This window comes from Denitrobacterium detoxificans (assembly GCF_001643775.1).
Taxonomy (GTDB): domain Bacteria; phylum Actinomycetota; class Coriobacteriia; order Coriobacteriales; family Eggerthellaceae; genus Denitrobacterium; species Denitrobacterium detoxificans.
Genome location: NZ_CP011402.1, coordinates 207,731 through 233,741 on the forward strand (window position 1 = coordinate 207,731; position 26,011 = coordinate 233,741).

Consider the following 26,011-nt stretch of genomic DNA (forward strand, 5'->3'; position numbering starts at 1 on the left):
GCTTGTGGCGGTGATGAAGCTTACAGCCCCTCGACTTCCATGCGGCGTTCGAGCGCTTCGGCGTGAATGCTGTAGCGCAAGGCGACTTCCTTGGCTACCTTTCCTTCCTTTACCAGGGCAAATAGGCTCTGGTCCATGGTGCGCATGCCCTCGTTCTGCGAGCTGGCGATAACCGAGTCGATCTGGTAGGTCTTCTGCTCGCGGATGAGGTTGCGGATGGCGGTGTTCGTGTGCATGATTTCGAACGCGGGCAGCGTGCCGCCGTCGAGCGAGGGCACGAGCTGCTGGCATACGATTGCCTGCAGCACCAGCGAAAGCTGGATGCGAATCTGATGCTGCTGCGACGCGGGGAAGGCGTCGATGATGCGGTCGACGGTACCCGATGCGCTGGTGGTATGCAGCGTGCTGAAGATGAGCTGGGCCATTTCGGCGGCCGTCATGGCCGTGCCGATGGTTTCGTAGTCGCGCATCTCGCCCAGCAGCATGACATCGGGGGCTTCGCGCATGGCCGAACGGAGCGCTTCGCCGTACGTGGCAATGTCGGTGGGCACTTCGCGTTGCGTAACGATGCAGGTGCCGTGCTTGTGCACGTATTCGATGGGGTCTTCCATGGTGATGATGTGCCCCATGCGCTGGTGGTTCATGCGGTCGATGATGCAGGCCAGCGTGGTGGACTTGCCGGCGCCTGCGGGGCCTGTTACTAGCACCAGGCCCTTCGAAAGGTCGGCGAGCGAAAGCACGTCTTCGGGAATGTTGAAGTCTTCGGGCTTGGGCAGGCCGAAGGGGATGACGCGGATGATGGCGGAAAGCGAGCCACGCTGACGGAAGATGTTCGCGCGGAAACGTCCCACGCCCGGGATGGCAAACGAGAAGTCCTCGTCGTGGTTACCATTCTGGGCGAACATATTGATGTCGCGATTCGCCAGATGGTAGATGGCCTCCACGATGGCCCGCGTGTCCGCGGGGCGCAGCGGTTCGGTGTCGCTGCGTACCTGGCGTCCGCTCACCTGGAACGATATGGGCAGGCCTGCTACCACGAAGATGTCGGAGGCCCCCGCCTCGATCATGCGCTGTAAGAGTTCCTCAAGTTCCATCGCTGCTCCTTCTAGTTTGAGGCGCCCGACCATAGGGTGTCGTCTTCGGCATTGTTGACTACGGCCGCCATGTTCCATTTGGTTATGTCGTACGTGCGGTTGCTGCGAATGTTCAATTCGACGTTGAGCGTGCGTCCGTCTTCGCACGAGAACTGCGCCGAAACAGTGGTTCCCGATACGCTGGCAGTGGCTTCCACGTTTTCGCTAGAGGCTGCGCGTGCCGCTTCTAGCGAGCTGCTCAACTGGGCGTTCACTTGCTGCGCAAGCTCGGTGGATGTGGTCGCCTGCGAAGCGGAAAGCGTTGCGTCCACGTGCGCCACGAACGTTTGCGCGCAGACTTCCTCGGCGTATGCCTGGGAAGTTGCGTCTGCCTGGCGCTGGGCCAGGGTATTCGACGCGTTCGCGGTGGTAAGCGTGAGCACGGCTAGCACCGCGAGGCTGATGATGGCGATGTAGGTGATGAGCGAAAGCGGGCCTATGTGCAGTTTGCGCCTGGTGGAGCTCATCGTTCCACCCCGCTTACGTATCGTGCGGTGGAGATGCTGTACACCTGGCTATCGCTGCTGGAAACGACGATGTTGGCGTTGTACAGCGTTCCGCCGGTTTCCTGCGTTTGGGTGACGCTGCAGGTGACGGTAAGGTCGTCGTGCGTGGTCTTGGCGGCTACCGACGTGGGGTCGGCGGAAAACTGCTCGGCGGTATCGGTGGCCAGCACAACGGCCTGCTCAAGCTGGGCTGCCTGTTGCGAGGTGGTGGTGGCGTGGGCGAACAGCTGCGTGAACACGGCAAGCGCGCCCACGAGGAACACGAGCAGGATGATGGCCTCCACGGTGAATGCCGCGTGAGAAAACGAGGTGGCCTTGGTATGTGCTGCGCGGCGCTCCATTACGCGCTCCCTTGTTCGCTGCGCAGGGCAACATGCGATGTGCCCTGGTCGGTGGTGATGGAAAGCACGCCGTTCTCGTACGAGAATTCGAAGACGCTAGACGCGAGGAGCTCGGTTGCCTTTTCGGGGGTGTATGCCGCGTTGGCAAGGGCGTATTCCTGGACGATGGAGCCATGGTACAGGTAGATACGCGTTTCATACGTGCCGGAATCGATGCGCTCCACCAGAACGAGCGCTTTGCCTTCGGGGCCGTCGGCGCTGGCCACGGCATCGGCGGCATCGGTCGAGCGCACCAGGTTCGAGATGAGCGAAAGGCCCAGCTTCGCGTCGACGGAGTTTGCCTGCGTGTTCGCAACGTTGCGGTATACCGTAACGCCTGAGCTAAGCGCCACGAGCAGGATCACGAAGAAGAACACCAGCAGGATGCCCAAGAACATGCCTTGGGACTTGTTGCCGCGACGCGCGGGGCGCATGGCGGTCATGGCGTCGAGGACGTTTGTGCTTTCCGGCATCATCGGGGCACCACCACCACGCTGGGCAGTACGTTGTCCGCGAACCATTCGTAGGTGACGACGTAGTCGTTATGGTTGTTGGTCAGGCCATATGCGTCTTCCAGATGGGAAAGCGACGAAGGATACGAGCCCTCTACCGCGCAGCATTCCTTGGCTGAGTTCAGGATGGCGTTGCGCAGCGAAGCCGCGGCTTGGGTGCGCGCGTTCTGCTGAGCTAGCTGCACGCTGAACGCCACGAGAGCGGCCAGGATAACGACAATCGCTACCGCCACGATGCGGTGGATGCGTCGCTTCCGAAGGCTTGCGTATGTCTGCTCGTGATACATGGCGCGTTGCTATCCTATGGATCCCATGATGCCGATAAGGGGCAGCATGACGGCAACGAGCGTTGCGCCTACGGCTAGCGTGAGCAGTGCGGCCAGGATGGGCTCAACGCGGTCGATGACCTTGTCGACCTGCGTTACGGTGTCCTCGAAGAACATCTGCGACAGACGCCCGAGCACGCTATCGATGCTGCCCGAGTGGCTGCCCACGGTGAGCATGCGTGCGTATAGTGGTTCGAAGATGTCGTTTTCGGCGATGGCCTGTGCAAGGCTACGCGGATTATCGGTGCTGACCATGGTGTTGCGCGCGGCCTTTAGCTTTTTGCGCAGGGCTACGTGGTCTACCGTTTCGATGGCGCGCTGCATGGCGTCTTCGTTGTTGATGCCCGACGCGATATAGGTGGAAAGAGCCACCGTGAAGCGCGAGAGCGCAAGCTGGTACATGGCCTGGCGCGTGGAGGGGAAGCCCTCGAACAGGTTTAGGACGCGCTGGCGGCCGGCTTCGGTGCGGCTGGCGATGACCAGCGCTATTGCCGCAAGGGCGCATACCACGGTAACGCCCAGGGCGGCCCAGCCGATGGTGACGGACAGGCTTACCGCGCCGAAGGACCCTGCGGTGAGCGAGCCCGACATGTTCTGGTATACGTCCACGAACACGGGCAGGATAACTGCCACGGTGAACCCAAGGATGATGGCCATGATGGAAAGAAGCGCTGCAGGGTACGCAACGCTCGACTGCAGCTTCGCGAACATGCGATGCTCTTCGTCGTAATACAGATCGAGGCTGCGCAGCACGCGTTCCAGACGACCCGCATGCTCGCCCGTGCGCACCATGTCGAGCGCATAGCGGGGGAATGCCCCCGTTTCCTCCATGGCATCGGAGAGTGTCTTGCCGGAGATGAGCCCTATGTATACTTGGTCGCATACGGCTTTGAAGTGCGATTCTTCTCGGTTTTCGGCGAGCATGAGCACCGCTTCGTCGGTTTGGATGCCCGCCGCGATCATGGTGGCGATGCTGCCGAAGAAGGCGCTGAGCGCGCTGCTTTCGAGCAATGATTGGGCCATGGTTACTCCTCTGCCGTGGAGCCTGATGTGCGTGTGCCGCACTGCTGGGGCCATTGCCCCTGGCAGGCTGCCGTGTTTTCGTGTGCTCCGCAACAACTTTTCATTCTAGTATACCTTTCGCGTATCGCTAATACGTGTAGCGAACCGTATAGTTTTTACCGTCTCCCACCTGGCTCACGTTCCCCGATGAGGCGGCAAACGTAAGGTCCACGCGCGACCACGTGTTGCGGCTGACGCTAAACTCGCCGCACTTCCATACACCGTCTATGTAGACCATGATCCAGGCATGGTAGATGTCGTCGGGCGAAACGTAGCCCGTGATGATTTGGCAGGGTATTCCCTGGCTGCGCAGCATGGCGCATCCCAGGGAAGCGTAATCGAAGCAGATGCCCGTGCCGCTGGCGAGGGTGTCGTCGGGGCTGGGAATGTAGCCCGTTGCCGTTCTGAGGGTGTCGGCCTTGCTGGTGTCGTAGGAGATGTTGTTGATGATGTATTCGCAGATAGCCTGCACGGCCTCGCCTTGGTTGCTGGCCTGCGCCGTAAGACTGCGCGCAACGCTCACGCATTCGCTGCTCTCGTTGTAGTCACAGTATACGTTGGGTTGTAGGAAGGGGCTGAACTCGCTGGTGAGGGAAACGTTCTCCTGCGTGGAGGCGATTTCCACGTAGTTCTGCCCGCTCGTGTTCTGCATGACGCGAAAGCTGTACTCCCCGTCTCCCATGTTGATGGGGCAGTAGATGGGCGAACCGTCGGAGGGCAGATCGTAGTTGTAGCTCATGTCGCCCTTGGTGACCTGGAATTTCAGGCGTGAGGAGCTGGTCCCCTTGGCAGCAACGTAGCCGTTTGCGACTTGGGACGTATCGATGGAGGCCCCGTTCGAGCTGATTGCGGCGCCGTCGTTGAACGTTTGGGCTTCGATGGTTGCGGGCGCATTCAGAGGGCTTCCCGAGGTTTCGCTGCTCGGGTTGGTCTTTTCCGATTCGCCGCCGCCAGAGCATGCCGCCAGAGCGACGCAGAGTGCTGCGCACGCGAGAGCGATGATCCATGTGTGCTTGGCCATGTGCACGGCTTGCTGTCCCCGTCGTTTGGTAACCGAACATCCCGTAATGCCCAGCGTCTTACCATTATAGTTTAGTATGCGCTATCATATTCAAGTGGTCGGATGGGGTTCCGACGTAGGTTATCCCACGTGCAGTACGGAATAGGGGTATGCGCAGTCGCATCAAACATTTTCTTGGGATGGAATCGCACGATCGTGACGTCCTGACGTTCTTTGCGCGCTCCAATGCCAGCGTGGGGTACTATGCGGGCGTCATGCTTACCATTGCATGGCTGGCGGTGCTCGGCACGAGGTTGCTGGGCCTTGAAGCTCTTACCTTTTCCGTTGCCGGCGTTGGCGTTCCTCTGTTCATGCTCGCATGCAATGTGTTCGTCGTTATTCTTTCCCGGCGCTACCTCAATGCGCATATCAGCCGCAGGAAGTTCCAAGCCGTGCTCGTCGTGTACATGTTTGCGAGCGTATTGGCGAGCGGCCTTGCTTCTCTGCTCGATTTTGTCTCCGGTGGTCAGGTCGTTATCTTTCTGCTTCAGGTGGCGTTTTGTACCTGCTTGTTCGTGGAGCCTCCTATTGGCGCGTTGCTGCTCACTTCCGTAACGTTCGTCACGATGAGCGTGGCCGTGTGCCTCCTGGGCGAGGGGACCGTCGAGATGTACACCGTCATGGTTGTGTCCTGGCTGGCCATTATGGCCGTGAGCGTGGGAAGGTACCGACAAGCGTTTGCGGCTGCGCATCGCGAGAGCGAGTTGCGTTCTCTCTCCACGCGCGACGAGCTTACGGGGTTGCCGAATCGCCGCGCGTTGCGTATGAATTTCTCTCACTATGTTAATGAGCCCATCATCGTGGTCATGGCCGACCTCGATGACTTCAAGTACGTGAATGACGCCTGTGGTCACACGGCTGGCGATGCCATCCTCGAGCAATTCGCCCATGTAATTGTCGAGTTTTTCCCCGGTGACGACATCTATCGCTATGGGGGCGACGAGTTTCTCGCCTTGCTTGCCATATCGGAAGAGGAGCTGCTCGAACGTTCGAATGACCTGCGCGCTGCCCTGCTTGCCGTGAAGGAGCCGAAGGTACGCGCTACGGGCTATAAGATGGCCCATACTGCTGGTTACGTGTGCGGTGTTGCTCGAAGCGAAAAAGAGCTGCGCCACATGATTACGTTGGCCGACGAGAATCTGCTTCGGGCGAAGCAGCGGGGCAAGGATATCATCCTTGGCTCCAAGTTCAGCCCCTCGGAAGACGAAGCGAGTTTGGGCGAATCGTTGCTGCACGATCGCGGGGTCGACGAGCTCACGGGTATGCCAACGCGTTCGTCCTTCCGCCGCCAGGCGCGCGAGCTCATCGACCGGGCGAACGAAGCCGAGCTCGTTGCGTATATCGTGCATTTCGATATCGAGGATTTCAAGATCTACAACAGCCAGAAGGGCTACGAAAGTGGCGATGAGCTGCTGAAGCGCGTGGGTTCGCTCGTGAAATCCACGTTTACCGATGGTGTGACCTCGCATTTGTCCGACGACCATTTCGTGGTTGCGGTGATTGCCACCGACGATTTCGAACAGCGAGTTGCATCGGTGTGCGAGGGCGTGGCGAAGCTGGGGGATGGCCTGGTGGTCGTGGCGAAGGCTGGCATTTACGTGTGTCATCCGGATGATCCGCGCGTGGGTCTTTCCTTCATGGCCGACTGCGCGAAGGTCGCCTGCGATAGCGTTAAGGGTCGCTACGACGAGCTATACCGCTATTTCGACGAGAAGATGATGGCGCGCGTGGCGCGTCGATATTACGTGGTGAATAACCTTGATAAGGCTTTGCGCGAGGGCTACATTCGCGCAAGCTATCAGCGTGTCGTTCGTACGGTTACCGGAAAGGTGTGCGGCTACGAGGCCCTGGCTAAGTGGGATGACCCCGAGCACGGAATCATCCCCGCTTCTGAGTTCGTGCCCATCCTGGAAGATGCGCGCCTCATCCACAAGCTCGATTTGTTCATGCTCCATGCCGTATGCGAAGACCACAAGAACGTGCGTGCCGATGGCGTTGAGACGCTCCCGACCTCGGTGAACCTTTCGCGCTTGGATTTCGACCTTTGCGATCTTCCGTCCGAAGTGTCTGGCGCCATTGCTTCGTGTGGCATCCCGCCCGAGCTCATTCATTTCGAGATCACCGAAAGCTCGCTGGCCGATTCCGCTGGCACGCTGAAGAGCGGTGTTGCATCCCTGCGTGAATTGGGCCACGAGGTATGGGTCGACGATTTCGGCAGTGGTTTCTCGTCGCTCAACATGCTCAAGGAGTACGAATTCGACGCCCTGAAGATCGACATGGAGTTCTTCCGCGTGCGCGGCGGCGATGACGTTTCCGACGAGCGCGCTCGTCGTATCGTTGCCTCTACGGTGAATATGGCGAAGAGGATTGGCATGGGCGTCATTGCCGAGGGCGTCGCAAGCGAGGAACAGCGCAGTTTCCTGTCTCGCATAGGGTGCGGCAAGATCCAGGGCGAGCTGTATGGCTTGTCGAGGCACGACGATGCGGAATTGCATCATTCCGAGAATCGAAACGAACTCATCGAGTCCCAGGCTGAGCGCGTGTATTTCGACAAGATTGACGAGCTGAACATGCTTTCTGCCAATCCGTTGGCCGATTTGGGTCATGGACCGTTTCTCTATGGGCGCCCTATTGCCGTGGTAGAGTTCTGTGACGACGATACGATGCACTACATACAGGTGAACAAGCGTTTCATGCATATGATTCAGGAGGGCGGGACGCAGGGGCTAGCCGAGTCCGAGGCGCGGTTCAATACTCCCGGACCATTCCGGGATGCGGCGATTCACGCGTTCAAGCAGATCGAGCAGGCCGGCACGCAGATGCGCTATAGCCTGACGCGAGGAGATATAACGTATTGCATCGACGCTGCATTCGTGGTTCGCAGGGAAGGGGCTGCTGCTTTCCTGGCCGAAGTTCAGTGCTTCGATTCGAACGATATTACATTCGTGGAATAGCATAATCGCGCATTCGCTTGCTGTTCGTCGAGCGAATGTGCTATGTTACGCCCTTGTTGTGTCGTCGCTTTCGTACTTTAGCGTAATGGAGTACAATAGCGAAATTGACAGATGGCCTGCCCAATGGGGGAATGTACGGATACGCACACTCACATAGTCACCTATGATTCCACGCTTCGCGATGGCGAGCAGGGTGAAGGCATATCATTTTCCCTTGAAGACAAGTTGCGCATCGTCGAACGCCTCGACGCGTTTGGCATCGACGTTATCGAAGGCGGCTATCCCGCATCCAACCCGAAAGACATCGCCTTCTTCCAGCGTGTGGCTTCCATGCAGCTTTCCCATGCCAAGGTGGCCGCATTTGGCTCTACCTGCCGCAAGGGTGTTGCTGCTCAGGAAGATACCGGCTTGGCCGATTTGCTGGCAAGTGGCGCGCCCATCGTGACCATCGTTGGCAAATGTCACGAAGAACAGGTAACGCGCGCATTGCGCACGACGCTTCAGGAAAACGTGCGCATGGTGCGCGATTCCGTTTCCTACCTGGTTAGCCAGGGTGTGGAAGTAGTGTTCGACGCCGAGCATTTCTTCGATGGCTACGAGGCAAACCCCGCCTATGCGTTGGAGGTTTTGCGTGCGGCGAGCGAAGCGGGGGCGTCGTCTATCGACCTCTGCGAGACCAACGGCGGAAAGCTGCCCATGCACATCTATCGCGTGGTCTCTGAGGTGACGCAGGCTCTGCCCGGACAGCGTTTCGGCATTCACTGTCACAACGATTCCGGTTGCGCGGTTGCCAATACGCTCATGGCCGTTGCCGCGGGTGCAACGCAGGTCCAGGGTACGGTGAACGGCTTCGGTGAACGCGTCGGCAATGCGGATTTGCTTACCGTCATCGCCGACCTGCAGCTGAAGATGGGCAAGCATTGCGTCGACGATCTTACCCAGCTTACGGGTGTGGCGAATTTTGTGGCCGAATGCTGCAACGTAACGCTTCCCGCGCGTACGCCCTACACGGGGCAATCCGCGTTTGCCCACAAGGGAGGCTTGCATGCCAGTGCGTTGGCGCGCTATTCCGCGGCGTACGAGCATGAAAGCCCCGAAGCGGTTGGCAACGAACAGCGTGTGCTGGTAAGCGAGCTTGCGGGCAAGGCGTCGCTTGTCACCAAGGCGAAGTCGCTGGGGCTCGATCTGTCGGGCCAGCCCAATTTGGTTCAGGAGATTCTGGACGACGTGAAGGCACGCGAAGCCGCCGGCTATTCCTACGAAGTCGCCGATGGCTCTCTGGCGCTGCTCATCATGCGCCACTTGGGAACTTCGAAGCCCCATTTCACGTTGGAGAGCTTCCGCGTTATCGTGGACGACCGCGAAGACGAGGGCGCTTTGGCGAGGGATGCGGAAAGCGAAGCGACTATCAAGATTCACGTTGGCGATGCGCGCTATGTCGCCACGGGCGAGGGCGTTGGTCCCGTTGGCGCGCTCGACAACGCATTGCGCCAGGCTATTGGCGAGTCGTACCCCGAAGTTGCGAATATCGAGCTCGTCGACTTCAAGGTGCGCATTTTGGACGAAAGCGTTGGCACGAACGCCATCACGCGCGTAACCATCACCACTTCCGATGGCACGCATACGTGGGGCACGGTTAGCGTGAGCGAGAACATTATCGAGGCGTCGTGGAATGCCCTCGTCGACTCGGTCGAATACGGTTTGACTAGGATGGGAAAGTAATGAGCGATCTGAGAAATGCCAGTGTTGAGGCCCTGCTTGAGGTTATCGCGGGCGTAAAGGATACCGATGTGGCGTATGCTCTGCTCGAGGATCTATTCACGATTCGCGAAATCAAGGAGACGTCGCAGCGCCTCGAGGTTGCCCGTATGCTCGATTCCGGCAAGCCCTACGTTGCCATCGAGGAGGCCACTGGTGCCTCCGCCACCACTATTGCGCGCGTATCCAAGGCGCTGAACTATGGCTCAGGTGGCTACCGTCATGCCCTCGACATTCTGGAGAAGACCCGCAAGTAACGTGGGCTAGGCGCCGTAACGCTGCACGTTGCGGCTGAATGCTTCCAGAATGAGCTGCGCCCTGGTGCCGATGGGCGTGGTATTCGTCTCTAGGAAATGCGGAACATCGGGGACGGCAATCTTGAATACCTCGATGCATTCCGTGGGCTCCGTGTGCGGCTCGCATGCGAGCTCGTCTTCCACGTGCACGTATACTACCTGCACCGTTTCCTCGCTCATGCCGGCCGAGGAAAACCCTGGCTGGGAAAGCGGGTTTACGTGCGCGCATCCCTGTTCGTCGCGGGCAAGCGCATAGCCCGTTTCCTCGCTGAGCTCGCGCTCGACGGCGCTTTCCAGAGATTCCCCTGGTTCCACGAGGCCAGCAGGGAAGGCGATGCACCAGCTGTTGAGTGGATAGCGAAACTCGCGTACCAAGACGAGTTCGTTGCTGCGCGTGCGCGGCACGATGCATACGGCATCGGGTGCTTGCATGTGCGGGGCGTCGCTGGCCATGTTGCGCAGTTCTTCCAGGTAGGCGTCGTATTTCTTGCGAGAGACGGCTTCGTAGGCGAATTCGCGTCCATTGGGCAGGCGATAGGTGAGCACGTACTTCTTGATCCAGCCATCGGAGACCTGGTCGACCTTGATGAGCTGGGGTGTTTCCATTTGCTGTGCTCCTGCGTTCATGGGCGCTCCCTTCTCTGTTCGTGGGTTCAGTATACGACTACATGGCGGATGCATTGATTGACGTGGCTTTCAAGCGGGCTCGCGTGGCGTTGGGACGTGCAAGGGGGCCGAGAACGAAAGCCCCGAGCGGAGGTTGCTTCCGCTCGGGGCCTTTTGGTTCGGCGTAGTGGATTAGAATTCCAGGAATTTGCTTTCCGGGGCGCCGCAAATGGGGCAGCTGCCTACGCCCTTGCCCTTGTGAATGTAGCCGCAGCCAGGGCATACGTAGTATTTTTCATCGGTCAGGTGATCGATGGTGTTGTAGGCGTCGATGTAGCGCTGGGCGTGATATGCCTCGGCGAGCTTTGCGCGCGTGAACACCATTTCGGCTGCCGTGTCGCCTGCTTCCTGGGCAATCTTGATGAACTGCGGATACATGTCGCTCGTTTCGAAGATTTCGCCCAGAGCGGCGTCGATGAGGTTTACGTCGGTGGAATGAACTTCTGCCTCGGGTGCCTCCGGGTTCACGTAGTCGGGTTCGGCCTTGCGCACCAGGTTGCTCTCCATGGCGATGTGAATCTGCTCGGCCTTGCTTGCTGCTGCAAAGAGGCTGGCGATCTGGCCAAAGCCCTCTTCGGCGGCCTTCTTGGAATACGCCGCGTACTTGGCGCTGGCACCCGTTTCGCCCATGACGGCGCTCTTTAGGTTTGCGAGCGTGTCGCCGGGCTGGCAGGCGGGGTTCGGAACGACGTTGAAGTTGCTGGAATTCGAAGCGTTGGGTAGTGCCATGTTGACCCTCCTTTTCCGACCTGTGGCCGGTATCTCGTAACTGGCATACACAAACTAGCACGTGCGGTATGGCTCCCGCATGGCACCAGCATACTCGTCAATCATCCGTCATGTAACGTGAAAATGCAGAAGCCAGCTGGGCTGACGAAGGGGTGAATCTCGTTCGCAGGTCGTTTGTCGTAAGGATGACATTCTGCGTGCCGCAGGTGCGTGCGCGAGTGGAGTGCGATAATGCGAGGGTACGACAAAAAGCTGCAGGGCATAGCGAAAGGAGCTTCATGGAGCGTAAGAACGCATGGAAGGCGTATTCCGAAGAAGACCTGGTCAAGGTAACGAACCTTGCCAATTCGTATATTGATTTCATCAGCTCGTGCAAGACCGAGCGCGAGTGCGCGGCGTACGTGATGGAAACGGCGCGTGCCGCGGGCTATCGCAGCCTCGAAGAGGTGCGCGCTGCGGGCCAGGCGCTCAAGCCGGGCGACCGCGTGTACGCGAGCAACTACGACAAGTCGGTCATGCTGGTTCAAATTGGCAAGAAGCCGCTGGAAGAGGGCTTCAACATTCTGGGAGCGCATATCGATTCGCCCCGTTTGGATGTGAAGCAGAACCCCCTGTACGAGCAGAACGATTTTGCCCTGCTCGACACGCATTACTATGGCGGCGTGAAGAAGTACCAGTGGGTTACGGTACCCCTGGCCATTCACGGCGTCGTGGTGAAGAAGGACGGCGCGAAGGTGCAGGTCAATGTGGGCGAAGATGCGGCTGATCCCGCCTTCTGCGTAACCGACCTGCTCATTCATCTGGGCGCCGACCAGCTGAAGAAGGATGGCGGCCACGTGGTCGAGGGCGAAGACCTTGACGTGCTGGTTGGCGGCCGCCCGCTCGTGGTGTCCGAGGAAGACGCGAAGGCCGCTCCCAAGGGTTCGGCAGAGGCCATGGCGGCAAAGGAGCCGGTCAAGGCAGCCATCGTGAAACTCTTCCGCGAAAAGTACGGCTTCGACGAAGAAGACCTACTTTCCGCCGAGCTCGAAGTTGTTCCCGCGGGTCGCGCGCGTAGCTGTGGCTTCGACGAGAGCATGGTGCTGGGCTATGGCCAGGACGACCGCGTATGCAGCTACCCGAGCCTCATCGCGCAGCTCCAGGCGGGCGATTTGGATCGCACGGCCATCTGCCTGCTGGTGGACAAGGAAGAAATCGGTAGCGTGGGTGCCACGGGCATGACGAGCATGTTCTTCGAGAACACCGTGGCCGAGATTATGGCGCTTGCCGGCGAAGAGGGCGATCTGCCCCTGCGTCGCGCGCTGGCTGCCTCCAACATGCTGTCGAGCGACGTGAGCGCTGGCATCGACCCGCTGTACGCGAACGCCTTCGACGTGAAGAACGCGGGCATGCTTGGCCACGGCCTGGTGTTCAACAAGTACACGGGCGCTCGCGGCAAGAGCGGCAGCAACGATGCGAACGCCGAGTACATGGGCAAGATTCGCGGCATCATGGATGCTGGCAACGTGACGTTCCACACGTGCGAGCTGGGCAAGGTCGACCAGGGCGGTGGCGGCACCATCGCGTATATCCTGGCGAAGTACGGTATGAACGTCATCGACTGCGGCGTGCCCGTGCTTTCCATGCATGCTCCGTGGGAGGTTACGAACAAGGCCGACATCTACGAGGCGCTGAAGGGCTACTCCGCATTCCTGCAGTACGCGTAGTCTCTGCTTCCATCTGCCATCTTGTGCCCTGGTTCGCTTGTGCGGGCCAGGGCTTTTTTGTGCCCGCTGGCCGTTGCAAGAATTGCGCGACGATTGCGCAACGATTCCGTTCAATTTTCCGCGGTTCTTTTTCCCACGCGCTGCGACTGCCGTTCCTCATCTTTGGCGTAGGAGGAAAGGAGGGTGCGTGAAGCGAAGGGGAATGCTTGCGTTGTCGCTGCTGTTTGGCGTGGTATGTGCCTTGTCCGTCATGGCGTATCTGAGCATGGTGAAGGGCCAGGTTGACGATGCCCGCGCCGAGGCCATGTCTCGTTACGGAGGCGACCAAGTGGAAGTCTGCGTGGCAACGCGCGATATTGCTCCGGGCGAGAAGCTCGATGCGTCCAATGCCGAGGTGCGGCCGTGGCTTGTCGATTTGCTTCCGGAAGGCGCCGTGGGTTCCCTTGCCGCCAAGGATGGCATGCGCCTTACATCTTCCATTGGCAAAGGAGAGGTGGTAACCGAGCAACGCTTTTCGGGGTCGTCGGATTCCCTGGTGGTTCCTGCGGGGTATCAGGCCGTTGGCTTGGAAGTGGAAAGCGCGCAGGCGGTTGGCGGAGCGCTGAGCGTTGGCAACAACATCGACGTGTATGCCGTTTCCGCTTCGGGCGTGTCATGCATCGCGCGCGGCGTGTCGGTGCTTGCTTGCGGCTCGGGTTCTGGGTCGCGGTCATGGGTGACGCTGGCGGTGGCCGACGAAGGCGTTCAGGAAATGATTGCTGCAACCCAATCCGCCTCCCTGTACCTCACCCTGCCCGGTTCGTCGTATGAGGGGAGCTCGCATGGAGCCTAGGGTCGTCTTTTGCATGGATGAAGCATGCCTTGCTCATCCCGACATGATGGGGTTGGGCGGTGAGCGCCTTGCGTCGCAGCCCTGGCTGAAAGTCTTTACCGATGCGCAGCAGGCACGCGATTTTGCCCGCGCGCATGCTGCGGATTGCTCCTACTGGATTGCGGGGAGCGACTCCGTCGATGCCATCAATCTGGCGGCGGCTTTGAAGCGCGATGGTGCCGTCACGGTGGCGCTCGTTTCGTTTTCTGCGAGCGGATCGCTCTACAGCCGTGCACGTGCTGCGGGCGTTACCGGCGTCATGGATGGGCCCTCTTTAGCGCGCATCTACGCTCAATGTAAGGCCCGTTTTGGGTCTGTCGTGCGCGAGTGCCCAGGCGATGCAAAACCCCAGCGCAAGCCCGCTCACGCGGCTCCAGAGAGCTTGGGAAAGGCTGATTTTGCTGGGGGAGGGGGTACCCCGCCACCTGGGGATATGCCACCCACAGTGAAAAACGACGATTTTGGGGCGAAAACTGTGTCCGAGAAGGGCTCTCCGAAAAATGTGAGCGCAGCGGAAGCGTTTCGTTCCGCTTTTGAAGTAATACCTGGTTCTAAGGCGCAAACCGCCCATGCAGCTCGAGCTGGTTTCATGCTTGGCGTCGTGGGGGCGGGAGGGGGCATGGGAAAGAGCACCGTTTCGGTTCTCTGCGCGCTTCTTTCTGCTCGGATGGGCTATCGAACGGTGCTGGTCGATGCTGATTTGCAGTGCGGCGATGCTCACTTCCTGCTGGGGGTCGAGGACCCCATGCGCATCGACGATGCCATAGCCCATGCGGGCAAGCTCGATGGGCTTCGCACCGATGGCGGTGCGCCTGCGTTGCTCGCGGCTCCGCTGCGCCTAGAGCATGCGGAAGAGGTGGAGCCTGCGATGGTCGATTTGCTGCAGGCGCTTCGAAAGCGCTTTGATGTGGTGGTCGTAAACACGGCGCCTGCCTGGGATACGCTGCATATGCGCGTTGTCGCGCTTTCGTCTGCGGTGTTCTTCGTTCTCGATCAGCGCCCTACGGCCATCCGGCTGTGCCGCCATGCGCTCGAGCTCTGCTCGCGCTGCGGCGTTGCCACCAGGTCGGTGAAGTTCCTGGTAAATCGTTGTTCTCGCTCTTCGTTGTTTAGCTCTATCGACGTCTCGTGCGCGCTTTCCGGTGCACATGTCCTTGAAGTGGCCGATGGCGGCAGGGAGGTTGGCGAGGTTATGGGGTCGGGCCAGGCAGCCGATTTAGTGGGCGCAGGCAATCCTGTATGCCGCAGCCTGGAAGCGGCGCTTCGCGAAACGTTGCCGCATGGTGCAAATGCCGCGAATCCCGACATTACCGACCCGAAGAGGAAACGCGTTCGCATTTTGGATGGCCTAAGGAGGCGGGCGGCATGTCTTTGATGGAGATGGTGCGCCAGGCGGGCAACGAAAGCGTTCGCTCCGGGCAGGAAGATGAGGCGGCTTCTTTTGAGCAGCTGAAGCGCAGGGTGCGCGAGATATTGCCGTCGCATGTGGTGGCGCGCATGGGCCGTGATAATCCCACGCGCGCCGAAAACGAGGTGCGACGAGCTTGCCAGCAGGTGTTCGAGGCGAACCCGTGGCTTGCCGCGGATGCGGCTTCGCGCGAGCGGCTCATGGGATCGCTTATCGATTCCCTGTTCGGGTTGGGTCCGCTCGAGCCCTATCTGGAGGACGAGACGGTAACGGAAATCATGGTGAATGGATGCTCTTCGCTCTTCATTGAGCGCTCAGGAACGTTGGAGGCGTGTGGAAGTCCCTTTTCCAGCGATGATGAGGTGCGCGTGCTGATCGATCGAATTCTGGGACCGCTTGGGCGCCGCATTGATGAGGCTTCGCCCATGGTGAATGCGCGCCTTGCTTCGGGGCATCGCGTACACGCGGTGATCCCTCCCATTGCGCTTGATGGGCCCACGCTGACCATACGCAAGTTTCGTACGCATGTCATGACGATGACGGATATGCAGGAGAGCGGGTCATTGGAGCCTTCCGTGCGTCGTTTCCTGCGAACGTGCGTTGCCCAGCGTAAGAACATTGCCGTTTCGGGCGGAACGGGAAGCGGGAAGACCACGCTGCTCAATGCGCTGTCCTGCGAAATCTCCAAGGGGGAGCGCATCGTGACGATTGAAGACTCTGCCGAATTGCGCTTTCTGGAACACCCGCACGTCGTTCGCCTGGAGGCGCGACCGGAAAGCATCGAGGGGACGGGGCTCGTATCCATTCGCGATTTGGTGATCAATGCGCTGCGCATGCGTCCCGACCGCATCATTGTGGGCGAATGTCGTGGTGGCGAGGCGCTCGATATGCTGCAGGCCATGAATACGGGACACGATGGCTCGCTGACTACGCTGCATGCCAATTCTCCCGCCGATTGCGTTTCGCGCCTTACGACCATGGTGCGCTACGCAGTCGAGTTGCCCGTGGAGGTTATTGAATCGCAGATCGCAAGCGCAATTGACTATATCGTGCAGGTTGCGCGTAGCGCGGACGGGAGGCGCTTCCTGTGTTCGGTAAGTCAGGTGGGGGCCAAGCCCAACGGTGCGGGCTGCCTTGTTTCTCCAGTGTATACGCGTTCTTCTCCCGATACGCATGGCGTGTGGGTTGGCCAGGAGAATGCGCCTGCTAAGCGGGGGAGGGCCGCGTGATGGGCGAGAGGGAGTTGCTGGCAGCGCTTGCGATTCTCAGCGCCGGCGCTTGTGGCGTAGCGGCATGTTGGGTCGTGTTTGGGTTTGCGCGCGTGCGTATACGCTCGGGTCGCGTGCAGCGCACATCGGGTACGGGGTCGCCTTTGCGGCGCGTCTTGCGCAATGGCGTTGGCTTGCTTGGCTCGTTATCTTCCTCCGCGTTGCGCATTGGGCCGTTTCGAGCGGGCTGTTCGGAATGCGTTCGCGCGCTTGCGACGCGCGGATACGAGGCGTCTACCGAAAGCCTTGCTTCGACGGTGCTTGCGCTGGGTATTGCCTGCCTTGTGGGCGGTGCTGCCCTGGGTTCTGCGATTGGGGGTTTGCTTGCATTTCTTTCCGGTTGGTATGTGGCGTGCTCAGCCGCGTCGCATGTGCTTTCGCAGCGTCGTGAGGCGGCCCGCGATGCACTGCCGGACGCGTTGCGAACCATGGCATCGTGTTTTGGCGTAGGGTTTACGCTGTCGCAAACGTTCCATGAACTTGAAAGCTCGGCACCGGAGCCTTTGGGCGAAGTGTTCGGCCGGGCCAGGATGGAGCTTGCGGCTGGGTCGACCGTAGCGGAAGCGCTCGATGGCATGGGTACGTGCAGCGAGGCTCCTTCCGAGCTGGCGTTTTTGGCGGTTGCCTTGAGGGTGCAGCATCAGGCAGGCGGTAGCTTGCAGCATGTGCTGGAGGCGGCGCGCGAGTCGTTGGAAAACGAGATCGAGATTCGTCGTTCGTTGCGGGTGCATACTGCCCAGGCTCGTTTGTCGGCACGCGTCGTGGTGGGCGTTACTCTGGGGCTTCTTGCCGCATTGTCCCTGCTTTCGCGCGACTTTCTTGCGCCGTTCTTCGCGTCGCCGCTTGGCTTCGCCATGCTCATAGTGGCTGTGATTATGCAGCTTGCGGGTATCTTTGCCGTGCGTCGGATTCTGGCAGTGGAGGTGGCGTGATGACCGAAACGGTTGCCTGGGGCATTGCCTGCGCTTCCTCGGCCCTTTCGGGGGCGTGCAGTGCGTACATGCTGGCCGGGGTGTATGTCAGGCGGGCTTCTCGCCGAACGGTGCTTGCGCATGCGGCAAGCGCGCCCCCTTCGTTTTCCGCACGCTATGCATCGGGGTTGGATGCCCTGCTTATTCGGGGCGCAATTCGTCTCTCTCATCAGGGAGGCACGTCATTCGAACGCCACCCCATCGCGCGGTGGGGAATGAGTTCGCTGCGTAGCTTGTCATTGCATGCGGGCCTTTCATCGCAGGTGAATGAAGAGGGGCTTTGCCGGGTGCGCTTGGAGGCGACGGCTGCATGCGCCATCGTGGCTTGCTTGCTGGGGTCCCTTCTTTCTCCCGAACTTGCGGTGGTCGGGTTGCTTGCCGGCATTGTCTTCGGCTGGCGTCTTTTGAATCGTGCGCTTCGGCATGAGGCTACTCTGCGCACACGAGCGCTTGAGCGGGGGCTATCCCAGACGCTTGAGGTTATTTGCTTGGGGCTTCGTAGTGGTATGACGTTCGACAGGGCCCTTCAGCTGTATTGCGCGTGCTTTGGCGGCGTGTTTGCCGACGAGCTCTCGCTTGCGCGCGCCGAATGGTCGTCGGGCATGAGAACGCGCGAAGAGGCCTTGCGCTTGCTTGCCGATTCGTATGGCTCTGCGCTGTTCGCGCGTGTGGTGGACAGTGTCGTTCGGTCGCTTCGCTTTGGTTCCCCTCTTGCCGACTCCCTTGAACAATTGGCGGCCGAGGCCAGGCGCGTGCGTCGATGCGCAATAGAGGAGGTGGTTATGAAAGCGCCGGTCAAGATGATGATTCCCGTTGGAACGCTGATCTTGCCGTCGATGCTGCTGCTGGTACTTGGTCCTATTTTGCTTGACGTGATCTAGTGCGCGAGATGTGCGCAAAGAAAGGAAACGAGAATGAAAAACGTGGTTTGCGCTGTAGAGCGAGGGGCAGCTAGGGCGCTCCATCGCATGGCTTCCTACATGTATGGGCTGGCTGCTCGTTTGGCGAAGGACTGCAAGGGGCAGGGTACGACCGAGTACGCCATCCTCGTTGGGGTGCTTGTTGTCAAATGATGGCTATTTGAATCCGCGAAGACGTATGTCCAGGTGGATGGCACGGTTCTCGCGTGCCGTGTCAAGCTCGTAGTACTCGATTCGCTCGATGACGGCCTTCAAGGCGTCGTTCTTCGCCTCCGCCGATATGGAATCGTCGCGCAGGAGCGCCACCGCCTCCTTGGTCCTCATGGAGATAGTCTGGGCGCTTGTTTCCATGCGCTCCAACTCGGCACGGCGTGCTCGCAGGCCGTCGACGCGCTTCTGGGCCGCGTCCCGCCTGTCCTTGAACTCCTCGACGCTTAGCGCATCTGCGTAGAATAGCTCTAGCAGCTTGTCGAGCTTGCCGCTCTCGCGCGCCAGTTGCGCATCCACGCTCTCCAGCTCCCCAGGGGCGGCCCCTGGGCGGACGAGTCCCATGTCCAGGTCCTCCGTGATCTGCTCGAGCGCTTCCGCAACCTTGCCGACCACGTAGTCAAGGCGCACGCTCACGCAATGGCATTCCGTGCCATATTTGTGATGGAGCCTGGCATATGGCCGCCCGCATTGCGGCGTCACGACCTGCCGCACCAGCGCATACCCGCACTTCCCGCACACGATTAGACCCGCGAGAGGGTTCTTCACGCTCCTATCCCGCTGCACCGGCACGCCCTCGAACGCCCTCCGATTCGCCGTTGCCCACGTCTCGGCATCGACCAGCGGCTCGTGGATGCCCTGCGCCTCCACGTACTCGCCGCGCTTCCGATAGACCCTCTTCTTCTCGAACGTCAGGCCGTCCCTGCTCGTAATCGACACCGAATACTTGCCGTACGTCACGACGCCCTTGTACACGTCGTTAGACAGGGTTCGCCCGACTGCTGATGCCGTCCACATCTTCCCATGGCGGGTCGGTATGCCGTCCTCGTTCAGCTTGCGGGCTATAGCTCCCTTGTTCATGCCATCGCAGGCCATGGAGAACATGCGGCGCACGATGGGCGCCTCGGTCTCGTTGGGGACTATGGATGCCTGCATGCCTATCTTGCCGCGGTCGTATCCGTATGGCGCAAATGGCCCATGGTAGCCACCGCGCTCCACGGCGCGCCTGCTGCCCTCGTTCATGCGCTCGCGGATGTGCTCCAGCTCGATGTTGCTCACGAACATCTGCAGCTTTAGCGACTGTATGTCCTCCGCGACCGTGGGGTCGTACGTCCTGGTTGGCGTGACGATGAGCGTGCGCGTGTACCGAAAGGTGGACAGTATCCACCCGTATTCCATGGGGTCCCCGCGCCCCAGGCGGTCGATGGCGTGCACGATGACGCCGATGCAGTCAGGGTCGCTGATGCGCTCCATGACCTTCTGGAATTCCGTGCGCGCCTGGATGCTCTCGCCGCTGACCAGCTCTCGGTACACGTGCTCGACGCGCAGGCCGTTGTCCCTCGCGTACCTCTCCAGCCGCTCCGCATGGATGGCCAGCGTCTCGAACTTCCCGAGGCGCTCCTTCTCCACGTCCGCCCTCGACTTGCGCAGGTATGTTATGTAGTAGCCGTCGCCCATGGTGCCCACCTCGATTTTCGACTATGACTCTAGACCTCATAGTCGAACGGATAGACGCACCACACCACCTCGCCGATGACCGTCACGGTCTCCGTGCTAGCATCGCCGAAGTCGTACACCTTCGGCTTGATCGTCGGGTCCGTCGAATCGGGAACCAGCTCCAGGCCGTTCTCGTACTTCTTCACGCGCTTGATGGTCGCGTTGTAGCCATTGACTGCGACAGCGTACGCGTGGCCGTCAATGACGTCCTTGGTCGGATTGATGAGGGCAAGCGAGCCGTTCGGCAGCCGCTTGTTCATGCTCTCGCCCTCCACGCGCAGCAGGAACGAACGCGGGTACTTCTTGTGCATCTCAATGGGGATGGACATCTCGCCATCCACCACGGCCATCTCTATGGGCTTGCCAGCGGCGATGGAGCCGTACATCGGAACGCGCACCCACCTGGTACAGGGTTCCTTTACGTCATCTGACGTGACCCTGCCCTCAAGGATGTCCGACAGGGGCACGTCGTACATGTTCGATATTTTCGCGATGGTCTCTATATCGGGCGCGTTGTTGCCGTTCGTCCAATTGGTCACGGCTGACTTCGTTACGCCGACCTTATCGGCGAAGGCCACCTTACTGCCCTCTAATTTGATGAACGCGTAAAGCGATTCGCGGATGTTGTCTCGTACCGACATAAGGCTCACCTCCACGCCTGTAATAGTAAAGCTTTTCAAAACTAAAGTAAATTATTTCTTGCGAGTTCAGGAAAGTTGTACTACCATGAGTTCAGACGGGCTGAACCGCCTGTACAGGATGGGAAAACTTTCGAAAGGAGGGTCAATGATCTCGAGACGAATCCAGGCATACATCAAGGAGAAGGGCTTCAACCAAACGGCCATCGGCCGCAAGGCGGGACTCACGAAGATGGCGATGTCCTCTGCTATGAACGGCAAGCGAAACCTTACCGCGGAGGAATACGTCGCCATCTGTAACGCGCTGGAAGTCGACCTCGACTTTTTTACGAAGCAAGAAGAAGAGGTCGTGCAATGAGCGCCCAGCTGTCAATAACGTGGCGAGCTGGCGAGCATGACGTCCGCATGGGCAACTGCACGGCCACCATCCACGTACCAGATAGCTGGACCACGGAGAGATTCGCGAAGGCGTTCAATCCGATTATCGAAGAAGGGAGGCTCAATGAGCCATCGAGAAAATAGGCAGCGCGCCCATTCCGCCAAGACCGAGCGCGCCACCGGGAGAATTGCAGGAGTCCTCCTGCAATCCGAAATGATAGCATGCGTCGCTGATTCCAGCGCGCGTGACTTCCTCGTCACGTTCCTCGTGGCGGCTGGCCTGTTCATCGGCACCCCGCTGGCGCTGTTCATGCTGTTTGGCTAGCAACGGGGAGATTCGCCCGCAGGGTGCGCGCCGTCCGATGGCCCCGCACCCCCATGCGTTCACTCCTTACGCGCGACCCAATATCGGGCCATCGGGGCGATGCATGCCCCGCTCGCCGCTGGCAGAAGCGGCGCGCACCTCGCGGGCGAATCGAAGAAGCGAGGAGATTCATCAATGAATGAAATCACGAATTACGGGCCGAATAGGCCCATGCTGGGGGCGTTCTACGCCGTCACCAGGGAGGTAGACGGGAAGGACATGCCCGTGGCCGTCTTCCCGGTCTACTCGGAGGCGGCGAAGGCGAAGAAGCTCTTCAACCTGGGCGGCCCCTACCTCGTGCCGGTGCTCGACATCAGCACGCGCAACGGCCTCGACCGCGCGAGGGGGCTGCTGCGATGACCGTCTTGGAAGCTGAAATCGGCAACGTGGACGGCGTGCGCATCTTCCTGGGCCGATACGACAGCGGCCGCTGGTACGCGAGGGCCTACCTTCCGCACGCAAGGGGCGAGGGCGCGAGCCGAAGGGTGCGCCACGCTCTGGGATTCGGCATGACTAGCCACGAGGCGGCGCGTCTGGCCCTGGAATGGGCCGAGACGCAGAGGGCTGCCTGGGGCGTCGCGGGAAGCTCGCGCACGGCCGACATGCTCGCCGCCTACATCGACCACCTGGGCGGCGTTGCGGGACGCGAGCCTGCGACCACATCGACGTACCGCAGCCTGCTGCGCTGCCACATCGCGCCCGCCATCGGTGCCATCGAGGTGGGCGACGTGAGGCCGCACATGGTGCAGCGCATGTACTCGAAGATGGCATCGAGCGGCGCGCTGGCCCCGTCGAGCATCAAGCTCGTCCACGAGCTTCTTTCGGGCGCGTGGAAGTGGTTCCGCGAGCTTGGCGCGGTCGACCTGGACATCATGAGCGACGTGGCCACGCCGCGCAGCCGAAAGGCCGTCACCGGGTACTTTCCCGCGCATGAGGTCAAGGCGATACGCGAGGCCATAGCGCCCATCCTGGCCGACGATTCTGCGGGGCGCAACGTCAACGCGCGCAGCTTCGCCATGGCGGTCCTCATCTCCCTGGGGACGGGGCTTCGCGAGGGCGAGATCTGCGGCCTGATGCGCCGCGACGTGCGAGACGGGCGGCTGTCCGTGCAGCGCAAGCTTACGGAGTCCGCGGGACGGCCCGAGTACGGAATCCCGAAGGACAGCAGCGTGCGCAACCTGACGCTGCCGCCAGAGCTGGACGAGGCGCTGCGGGCGCACTTCGCATGGCAGGACACGTGGATGCGCCGAACGGGGCCGTCGACGCCCGTCATGTGCTCGCGCTGCGGCCAGCCCATCCGACCGAGCGCCGTGAGCCGCTGGTTCACGCAGCTGGTCCGCTCGCTGGGCATCTCGCACGGCACGTTCCACACCCTGCGGCACACCCACGCCACTGGTCTAGTGGCTGGCAAGGGCAACCTCGCTGAGGTGGCGCGCAGGTTGGGCCACGCATCGGTCAACACGACCATCGGCAACTACGTTCACGCATCGCCGCGCGATGACGTGGAGCTGGCGCTGCTGAGCGGCGAGGTCGCGAAGGGGGGCGAGTAGCCATGGGCGAGCGCTGGAAGTGGGCGCCGGGATACGAGGGGCTGTACCTCGTATCCGACCAGGGCCACGTGATGAGCGCGCCGCACGAGTGCGGTGGCCGCGCGTATGCGGGGGTGGAGCTGTCGCCCAGCCGCTGCGCCAATGGCTACATGCGCGTCTTCCTCTCGCGCGACGGGGCCGTGAGCAACGTCTTGGTGCATCGGCTCGTGGCCGAGGCGTTCATCCCGTTCCATGCGGAGGGCGTCGAGGTCAACCACATCAACGGGAACAAGGCGGACAACCGCCTGGTGAACCTCGAATGGGTCACGCATCGCGAGAACGTGGCGCACGCCTGGCGGAACCTGCCCAGGAGGGCGCACGACCGCCACATCGGCCGCAAGCTCGACGCGGAGACCGCGAGGAGGATACGGGCGGCAACGGGGACGTACGCGCAAATCGGAAGCGAATTCGGAATCACCCCAACCATGGTCGGGTACATCAAGCAAGGAAAGAGATGGAGGATGGAAGATGTCGATTAACTCGGTAATCATCAGCGGAAACATCGGGCGCGAGCCCGAGCTGCGCATCAGCGCGAGCGGCAACGCCGTCATGAGGTTCAGCGTTGCGGTCAACGACCGCGTGAAGAATCCCCAGACGGGCGAGTGGGGAGATCGCGCCAACTGGGTTGGCGTGGTGATGTTCGGCCAGCGCGCCCAGTCCCTGCGCCCCTACCTGTCCAAAGGCTCCAAGGTGGCCATCTCCGGGCGGCTGCGCTACAGCGCCTGGGAGACGCAGGACGGCGGCAAGCAGTCCAGGCTAGAGGTCGTAGCCGATGCCCTAGAGCTTATGAGCCGTTCTAAGGCCGCGAACGCCCCGCAGGGCGGCACGGGTGCGGGAAGCGCCCAAACGGCACCCAGCGCGGCGGGAGAGCAGCCGCAAACGGGCTACGATGGCGATTTGTACGACGAGGACATCCCGTTCTAGGGAGCATCCGAAGGGAAAGGAGGTAATCGGATGCTGCCAAGCAAGACGTACGTCGTCCAGCACGCCTGGATGGTCAACGACCTAGGCCTCTCTGGCGCCCGCCTGTCGGTTTACTCGATCATCTACGGGTTCTCGCAGGACGGCTGCTCCTGGTTCGAGGGCTCTCAGAGGTACCTGGCCGAATGGTGCGGCGCGTCGACGCGAACGATTCGCAGGGCGCTGTCGGACCTCAAGGACATGGGGCTCATCGAGGAGCGCGAGCAGGTCATCTCCGGCATCGTCCTCAAGTCCTACAGGGTCACCGCCCAGAGCCTCGGCATGCGCTCCGTGGGGGGTGGACAAAATGTCCAGGGGTGCGGACAAAATGTCCAGGGGGTGCGGACAAAATGTCCGGGGGGTGCGGACAAAATGTCCACCAATATATATAGGGATAATATAGGGGATAATAATAAACCCCCTATAGTCCCCCTAGAGCGCACAGAGGCGGACGGCTACGACCCCATTCGAGACGTAATCGACCACCTGAACGCACGCTCTGGCAAGTCCTTCAAGGCCGATACCAAGGCCACGCGCGGCATGGTGCACGCGCGCATGGAGGAGGGATACGGCGTCGACGTCATCAAGCGCGTGATCGACCTCAAGGTGGGTCAGTGGTCCAAGTCGCCCAAGATGCGCGCGTTCATCCGCCCGTCCACCCTTTTCAGCAAGACGAACTTCGAGAACTACGTCAACGAGCTCGGCCCAATCTCCGACTACTCGAAATATGACGGCGTGGTCGACGAGGTAATCGGGGGTGGTATGTGATGGACATCGCGAACGCGATCACCCCGCCGCCCATCGAGTGCCCATACTGCGGCAGGCCCCTCAAGCGCACCTCCGTCATCGTCGACGGCGTGGAGTACCACCCGACCTGCTGGGCTTCGTGCGGCTGCGCCGAGTCCCGCAGGGTCTGGGAGAAGCCGCCCACCCGCGCCGACAAGGCCCTCGACCGGGCGCGCGTTCCCTCCCTGTTCCGCGGCATGGCGCACCCGGATGCCCCTCGATTGGCAGATGCCATGGAGGAGGGCGAGTGGGTCTACGTCCAGGGCAGCTACGGCACCCGCAAGACCGAGCTGGCATGCTGCATCGTCGAGGAGCTGGTGAGCAACCGCCACGCGCATGCCATGTTCTCCACGGCCGCGGAGCTGGTCAAGGCGCGCATCGATGCGCCCGAGCTTTGGAACCGCGCGCGCTGCGTCGACTTCCTGGCCATCGACGATCTGGGCAAGGAGGGCACCAGCGAGTACTCCGTGGCCGCCATGTGGGAGCTGGTCGACGCGCGCTACTCGGCGAGCAAGGCCACGGTCTTCACGGCCAACTACAGCCGCGGGGACCTGCTGGGGCTGTACGCCAGGCACGGCGAGGCCAAGACCGCGGAGGCCATAGCGAGCCGCCTGCAGCTGTGCCGCTGCATCACGACGACCGGCGAGGACGTGCGCCAGAGGGGAGGCGCGCGATGACCATGTCGACCCGCGCCGCCCACCACGCCCCGCACGCCAGGGCCGCACGGGAGAGCACCTGCGCCACGTGCCTGCACGCCTGCCGCGAGGGCTCCCGCCGCCGCGAGCGCTGCGAGCGGAACGGCAGCTGCGCGCAATGGGCGCGACGCCCCGCCGAGCGCTCGTGGAAGGACGAGATTCCCGCCTGGATGTTCTCGAACAAGGCGAGGAACCCCATCCTGGCAACGCACCCCGATGGTCAGTGGCGAGCATGGAGGAGCGTCACGGAGGCCGCATTGGCGCTCGGCGTGCCAGCGTGCCGCGTCACCTCCCTGGCCAGCAGGCACGGCGTGCTCGACGGCTGGCGAATCACGTATTTGAAGGAATCGGTAAACCGATAGATAGCAAAG

General features: G+C 61.0%; 28 protein-coding genes. 17 read left to right on the forward strand and 11 right to left on the reverse strand.

Features of this window, described 5'->3' with window-relative positions; translation table 11 throughout:
* Positions 1 to 20 precede the first annotated feature (20 nt).
* From AAY81_RS00675 to AAY81_RS00705, 7 genes are all read right to left on the reverse strand, one after another.
* On the reverse strand, positions 21 to 1,094 hold the full coding sequence (locus AAY81_RS00675) for a type IV pilus twitching motility protein PilT (RefSeq protein WP_066660130.1): 1,074 nt from the start codon (positions 1,092 to 1,094) through the stop codon (positions 21 to 23).
* Between the two features lie 11 nt (positions 1,095 to 1,105).
* Entirely contained in the window at positions 1,106 to 1,600 is a 495-nt protein-coding gene (locus AAY81_RS00680) for a hypothetical protein (protein ID WP_066660133.1), read from the reverse strand.
* Positions 1,597 to 1,980, reverse strand: a complete 384-nt coding sequence (locus AAY81_RS00685) for a type IV pilus modification PilV family protein (RefSeq protein WP_066660135.1) — start codon at positions 1,978 to 1,980, stop codon at positions 1,597 to 1,599. The genes AAY81_RS00680 and AAY81_RS00685 overlap by 4 nt, the downstream gene beginning before the upstream one ends.
* Positions 1,980 to 2,492 carry a DUF4860 domain-containing protein gene (locus AAY81_RS00690; protein WP_066664699.1) on the reverse strand — a complete coding sequence of 171 codons (513 nt, stop codon included), beginning with the start codon at positions 2,490 to 2,492 and terminating at the stop codon, positions 1,980 to 1,982. The genes AAY81_RS00685 and AAY81_RS00690 overlap by 1 nt, the downstream gene beginning before the upstream one ends.
* A complete protein-coding gene (locus tag AAY81_RS00695) occupies positions 2,492 to 2,818 on the reverse strand; it encodes a type II secretion system protein (RefSeq protein ID WP_066660137.1) in 327 nt (108 codons plus the stop codon). Before AAY81_RS00695 ends, AAY81_RS00690 begins: the two co-directional genes overlap by 1 nt.
* Before the next feature lie 9 nt (positions 2,819 to 2,827).
* Positions 2,828 to 3,880: a type II secretion system F family protein gene (locus AAY81_RS00700; RefSeq protein ID WP_066660139.1), complete on the reverse strand. Its 1,053-nt coding sequence runs from the start codon at positions 3,878 to 3,880 to the stop codon at positions 2,828 to 2,830.
* A gap of 127 nt (positions 3,881 to 4,007) precedes the next feature.
* Positions 4,008 to 4,940, reverse strand: coding sequence for a transglutaminase-like domain-containing protein (locus AAY81_RS00705; RefSeq protein WP_066660141.1), 933 nt, complete (start codon positions 4,938 to 4,940; stop codon positions 4,008 to 4,010).
* 179 nt (positions 4,941 to 5,119) lie between these two features.
* Between AAY81_RS00705 and AAY81_RS00710 the strand changes: the two genes are divergently transcribed.
* From AAY81_RS00710 to AAY81_RS00720, 3 genes are all read left to right on the forward strand, one after another.
* Positions 5,120 to 7,933: an EAL domain-containing protein gene (locus AAY81_RS00710; protein ID WP_066660144.1), complete on the forward strand. Its 2,814-nt coding sequence runs from the start codon at positions 5,120 to 5,122 to the stop codon at positions 7,931 to 7,933.
* 123 nt (positions 7,934 to 8,056) lie between these two features.
* The gene (cimA, locus tag AAY81_RS00715; RefSeq protein ID WP_066660147.1) at positions 8,057 to 9,655 is read left to right on the forward strand and encodes a citramalate synthase; all 1,599 of its coding nucleotides are present in this window, start codon (positions 8,057 to 8,059) and stop codon (positions 9,653 to 9,655) included.
* Entirely contained in the window at positions 9,655 to 9,948 is a 294-nt protein-coding gene (locus AAY81_RS00720; RefSeq protein WP_066660151.1) for a YerC/YecD family TrpR-related protein, read from the forward strand. The genes cimA and AAY81_RS00720 overlap by 1 nt, the downstream gene beginning before the upstream one ends.
* A gap of 6 nt (positions 9,949 to 9,954) precedes the next feature.
* Here the strand turns inward: AAY81_RS00720 and AAY81_RS00725 are convergent, their stop codons facing one another.
* Positions 9,955 to 10,614 (reverse strand): NUDIX domain-containing protein, encoded by a 660-nt coding sequence (locus AAY81_RS00725; RefSeq protein ID WP_240480600.1) that lies wholly within the window; start codon positions 10,612 to 10,614, stop codon positions 9,955 to 9,957.
* A gap of 171 nt (positions 10,615 to 10,785) precedes the next feature.
* Positions 10,786 to 11,382: a rubrerythrin family protein gene (locus AAY81_RS00730; RefSeq protein WP_066660153.1), complete on the reverse strand. Its 597-nt coding sequence runs from the start codon at positions 11,380 to 11,382 to the stop codon at positions 10,786 to 10,788.
* A gap of 278 nt (positions 11,383 to 11,660) precedes the next feature.
* On the opposite strand from AAY81_RS00730, the gene AAY81_RS00735 reads away from it, so the two are divergent.
* The 6 genes from AAY81_RS00735 (at position 11,661) to AAY81_RS00760 (ending at position 18,487) form a co-directional block, all read left to right on the forward strand.
* The gene (locus tag AAY81_RS00735) at positions 11,661 to 13,088 is read left to right on the forward strand and encodes an aminopeptidase (RefSeq protein WP_066660154.1); all 1,428 of its coding nucleotides are present in this window, start codon (positions 11,661 to 11,663) and stop codon (positions 13,086 to 13,088) included.
* A 187-nt stretch (positions 13,089 to 13,275) separates the two neighbouring features.
* Positions 13,276 to 13,920, forward strand: a complete 645-nt coding sequence (cpaB, locus tag AAY81_RS00740; RefSeq protein WP_143117302.1) for a Flp pilus assembly protein CpaB — start codon at positions 13,276 to 13,278, stop codon at positions 13,918 to 13,920.
* Between the two features lie 13 nt (positions 13,921 to 13,933).
* Positions 13,934 to 15,334 carry a CpaE/TadZ family protein gene (locus tag AAY81_RS00745; RefSeq protein WP_169815767.1) on the forward strand — a complete coding sequence of 467 codons (1,401 nt, stop codon included), beginning with the start codon at positions 13,934 to 13,936 and terminating at the stop codon, positions 15,332 to 15,334.
* A complete protein-coding gene (locus AAY81_RS00750) occupies positions 15,325 to 16,596 on the forward strand; it encodes a TadA family conjugal transfer-associated ATPase (RefSeq protein WP_082867770.1) in 1,272 nt (423 codons plus the stop codon). The genes AAY81_RS00745 and AAY81_RS00750 overlap by 10 nt, the downstream gene beginning before the upstream one ends.
* On the forward strand, positions 16,596 to 17,567 hold the full coding sequence (locus AAY81_RS00755) for a type II secretion system F family protein (RefSeq protein WP_066660165.1): 972 nt from the start codon (positions 16,596 to 16,598) through the stop codon (positions 17,565 to 17,567). The genes AAY81_RS00750 and AAY81_RS00755 overlap by 1 nt, the downstream gene beginning before the upstream one ends.
* A gap of 254 nt (positions 17,568 to 17,821) precedes the next feature.
* On the forward strand, positions 17,822 to 18,487 hold the full coding sequence (locus AAY81_RS00760) for a type II secretion system F family protein (RefSeq protein ID WP_169815768.1): 666 nt from the start codon (positions 17,822 to 17,824) through the stop codon (positions 18,485 to 18,487).
* 195 nt (positions 18,488 to 18,682) lie between these two features.
* Here the strand turns inward: AAY81_RS00760 and AAY81_RS00765 are convergent, their stop codons facing one another.
* Positions 18,683 to 20,191 (reverse strand): recombinase family protein, encoded by a 1,509-nt coding sequence (locus AAY81_RS00765; RefSeq protein WP_066660171.1) that lies wholly within the window; start codon positions 20,189 to 20,191, stop codon positions 18,683 to 18,685.
* A 29-nt stretch (positions 20,192 to 20,220) separates the two neighbouring features.
* A complete protein-coding gene (locus tag AAY81_RS00770; protein ID WP_066660173.1) occupies positions 20,221 to 20,871 on the reverse strand; it encodes a LexA family protein in 651 nt (216 codons plus the stop codon).
* A 145-nt stretch (positions 20,872 to 21,016) separates the two neighbouring features.
* On the opposite strand from AAY81_RS00770, the gene AAY81_RS10500 reads away from it, so the two are divergent.
* The 8 genes from AAY81_RS10500 (at position 21,017) to AAY81_RS10505 (ending at position 26,002) form a co-directional block, all read left to right on the forward strand.
* Positions 21,017 to 21,226, forward strand: a complete 210-nt coding sequence (locus tag AAY81_RS10500) for a helix-turn-helix domain-containing protein (RefSeq protein ID WP_066660180.1) — start codon at positions 21,017 to 21,019, stop codon at positions 21,224 to 21,226.
* A 519-nt stretch (positions 21,227 to 21,745) separates the two neighbouring features.
* Positions 21,746 to 21,970, forward strand: coding sequence for a hypothetical protein (locus AAY81_RS00785; RefSeq protein WP_066660185.1), 225 nt, complete (start codon positions 21,746 to 21,748; stop codon positions 21,968 to 21,970).
* Positions 21,967 to 23,160 (forward strand): site-specific integrase, encoded by a 1,194-nt coding sequence (locus tag AAY81_RS00790; RefSeq protein WP_066660187.1) that lies wholly within the window; start codon positions 21,967 to 21,969, stop codon positions 23,158 to 23,160. The genes AAY81_RS00785 and AAY81_RS00790 overlap by 4 nt, the downstream gene beginning before the upstream one ends.
* A 2-nt stretch (positions 23,161 to 23,162) precedes the next feature.
* Positions 23,163 to 23,678, forward strand: coding sequence for an NUMOD4 motif-containing HNH endonuclease (locus tag AAY81_RS00795; RefSeq protein WP_066660189.1), 516 nt, complete (start codon positions 23,163 to 23,165; stop codon positions 23,676 to 23,678).
* Positions 23,668 to 24,123 carry a single-stranded DNA-binding protein gene (locus AAY81_RS00800; protein WP_066660190.1) on the forward strand — a complete coding sequence of 152 codons (456 nt, stop codon included), beginning with the start codon at positions 23,668 to 23,670 and terminating at the stop codon, positions 24,121 to 24,123. Before AAY81_RS00795 ends, AAY81_RS00800 begins: the two co-directional genes overlap by 11 nt.
* 30 nt (positions 24,124 to 24,153) lie before the next feature.
* Entirely contained in the window at positions 24,154 to 24,927 is a 774-nt protein-coding gene (locus AAY81_RS00805; RefSeq protein ID WP_066660201.1) for a conserved phage C-terminal domain-containing protein, read from the forward strand.
* Between the two features lie 215 nt (positions 24,928 to 25,142).
* Positions 25,143 to 25,622: an ATP-binding protein gene (locus tag AAY81_RS00810; RefSeq protein WP_169815770.1), complete on the forward strand. Its 480-nt coding sequence runs from the start codon at positions 25,143 to 25,145 to the stop codon at positions 25,620 to 25,622.
* Positions 25,619 to 26,002 (forward strand): hypothetical protein, encoded by a 384-nt coding sequence (locus AAY81_RS10505; protein WP_066660207.1) that lies wholly within the window; start codon positions 25,619 to 25,621, stop codon positions 26,000 to 26,002. Before AAY81_RS00810 ends, AAY81_RS10505 begins: the two co-directional genes overlap by 4 nt.
* Positions 26,003 to 26,011 lie beyond the last annotated feature (9 nt).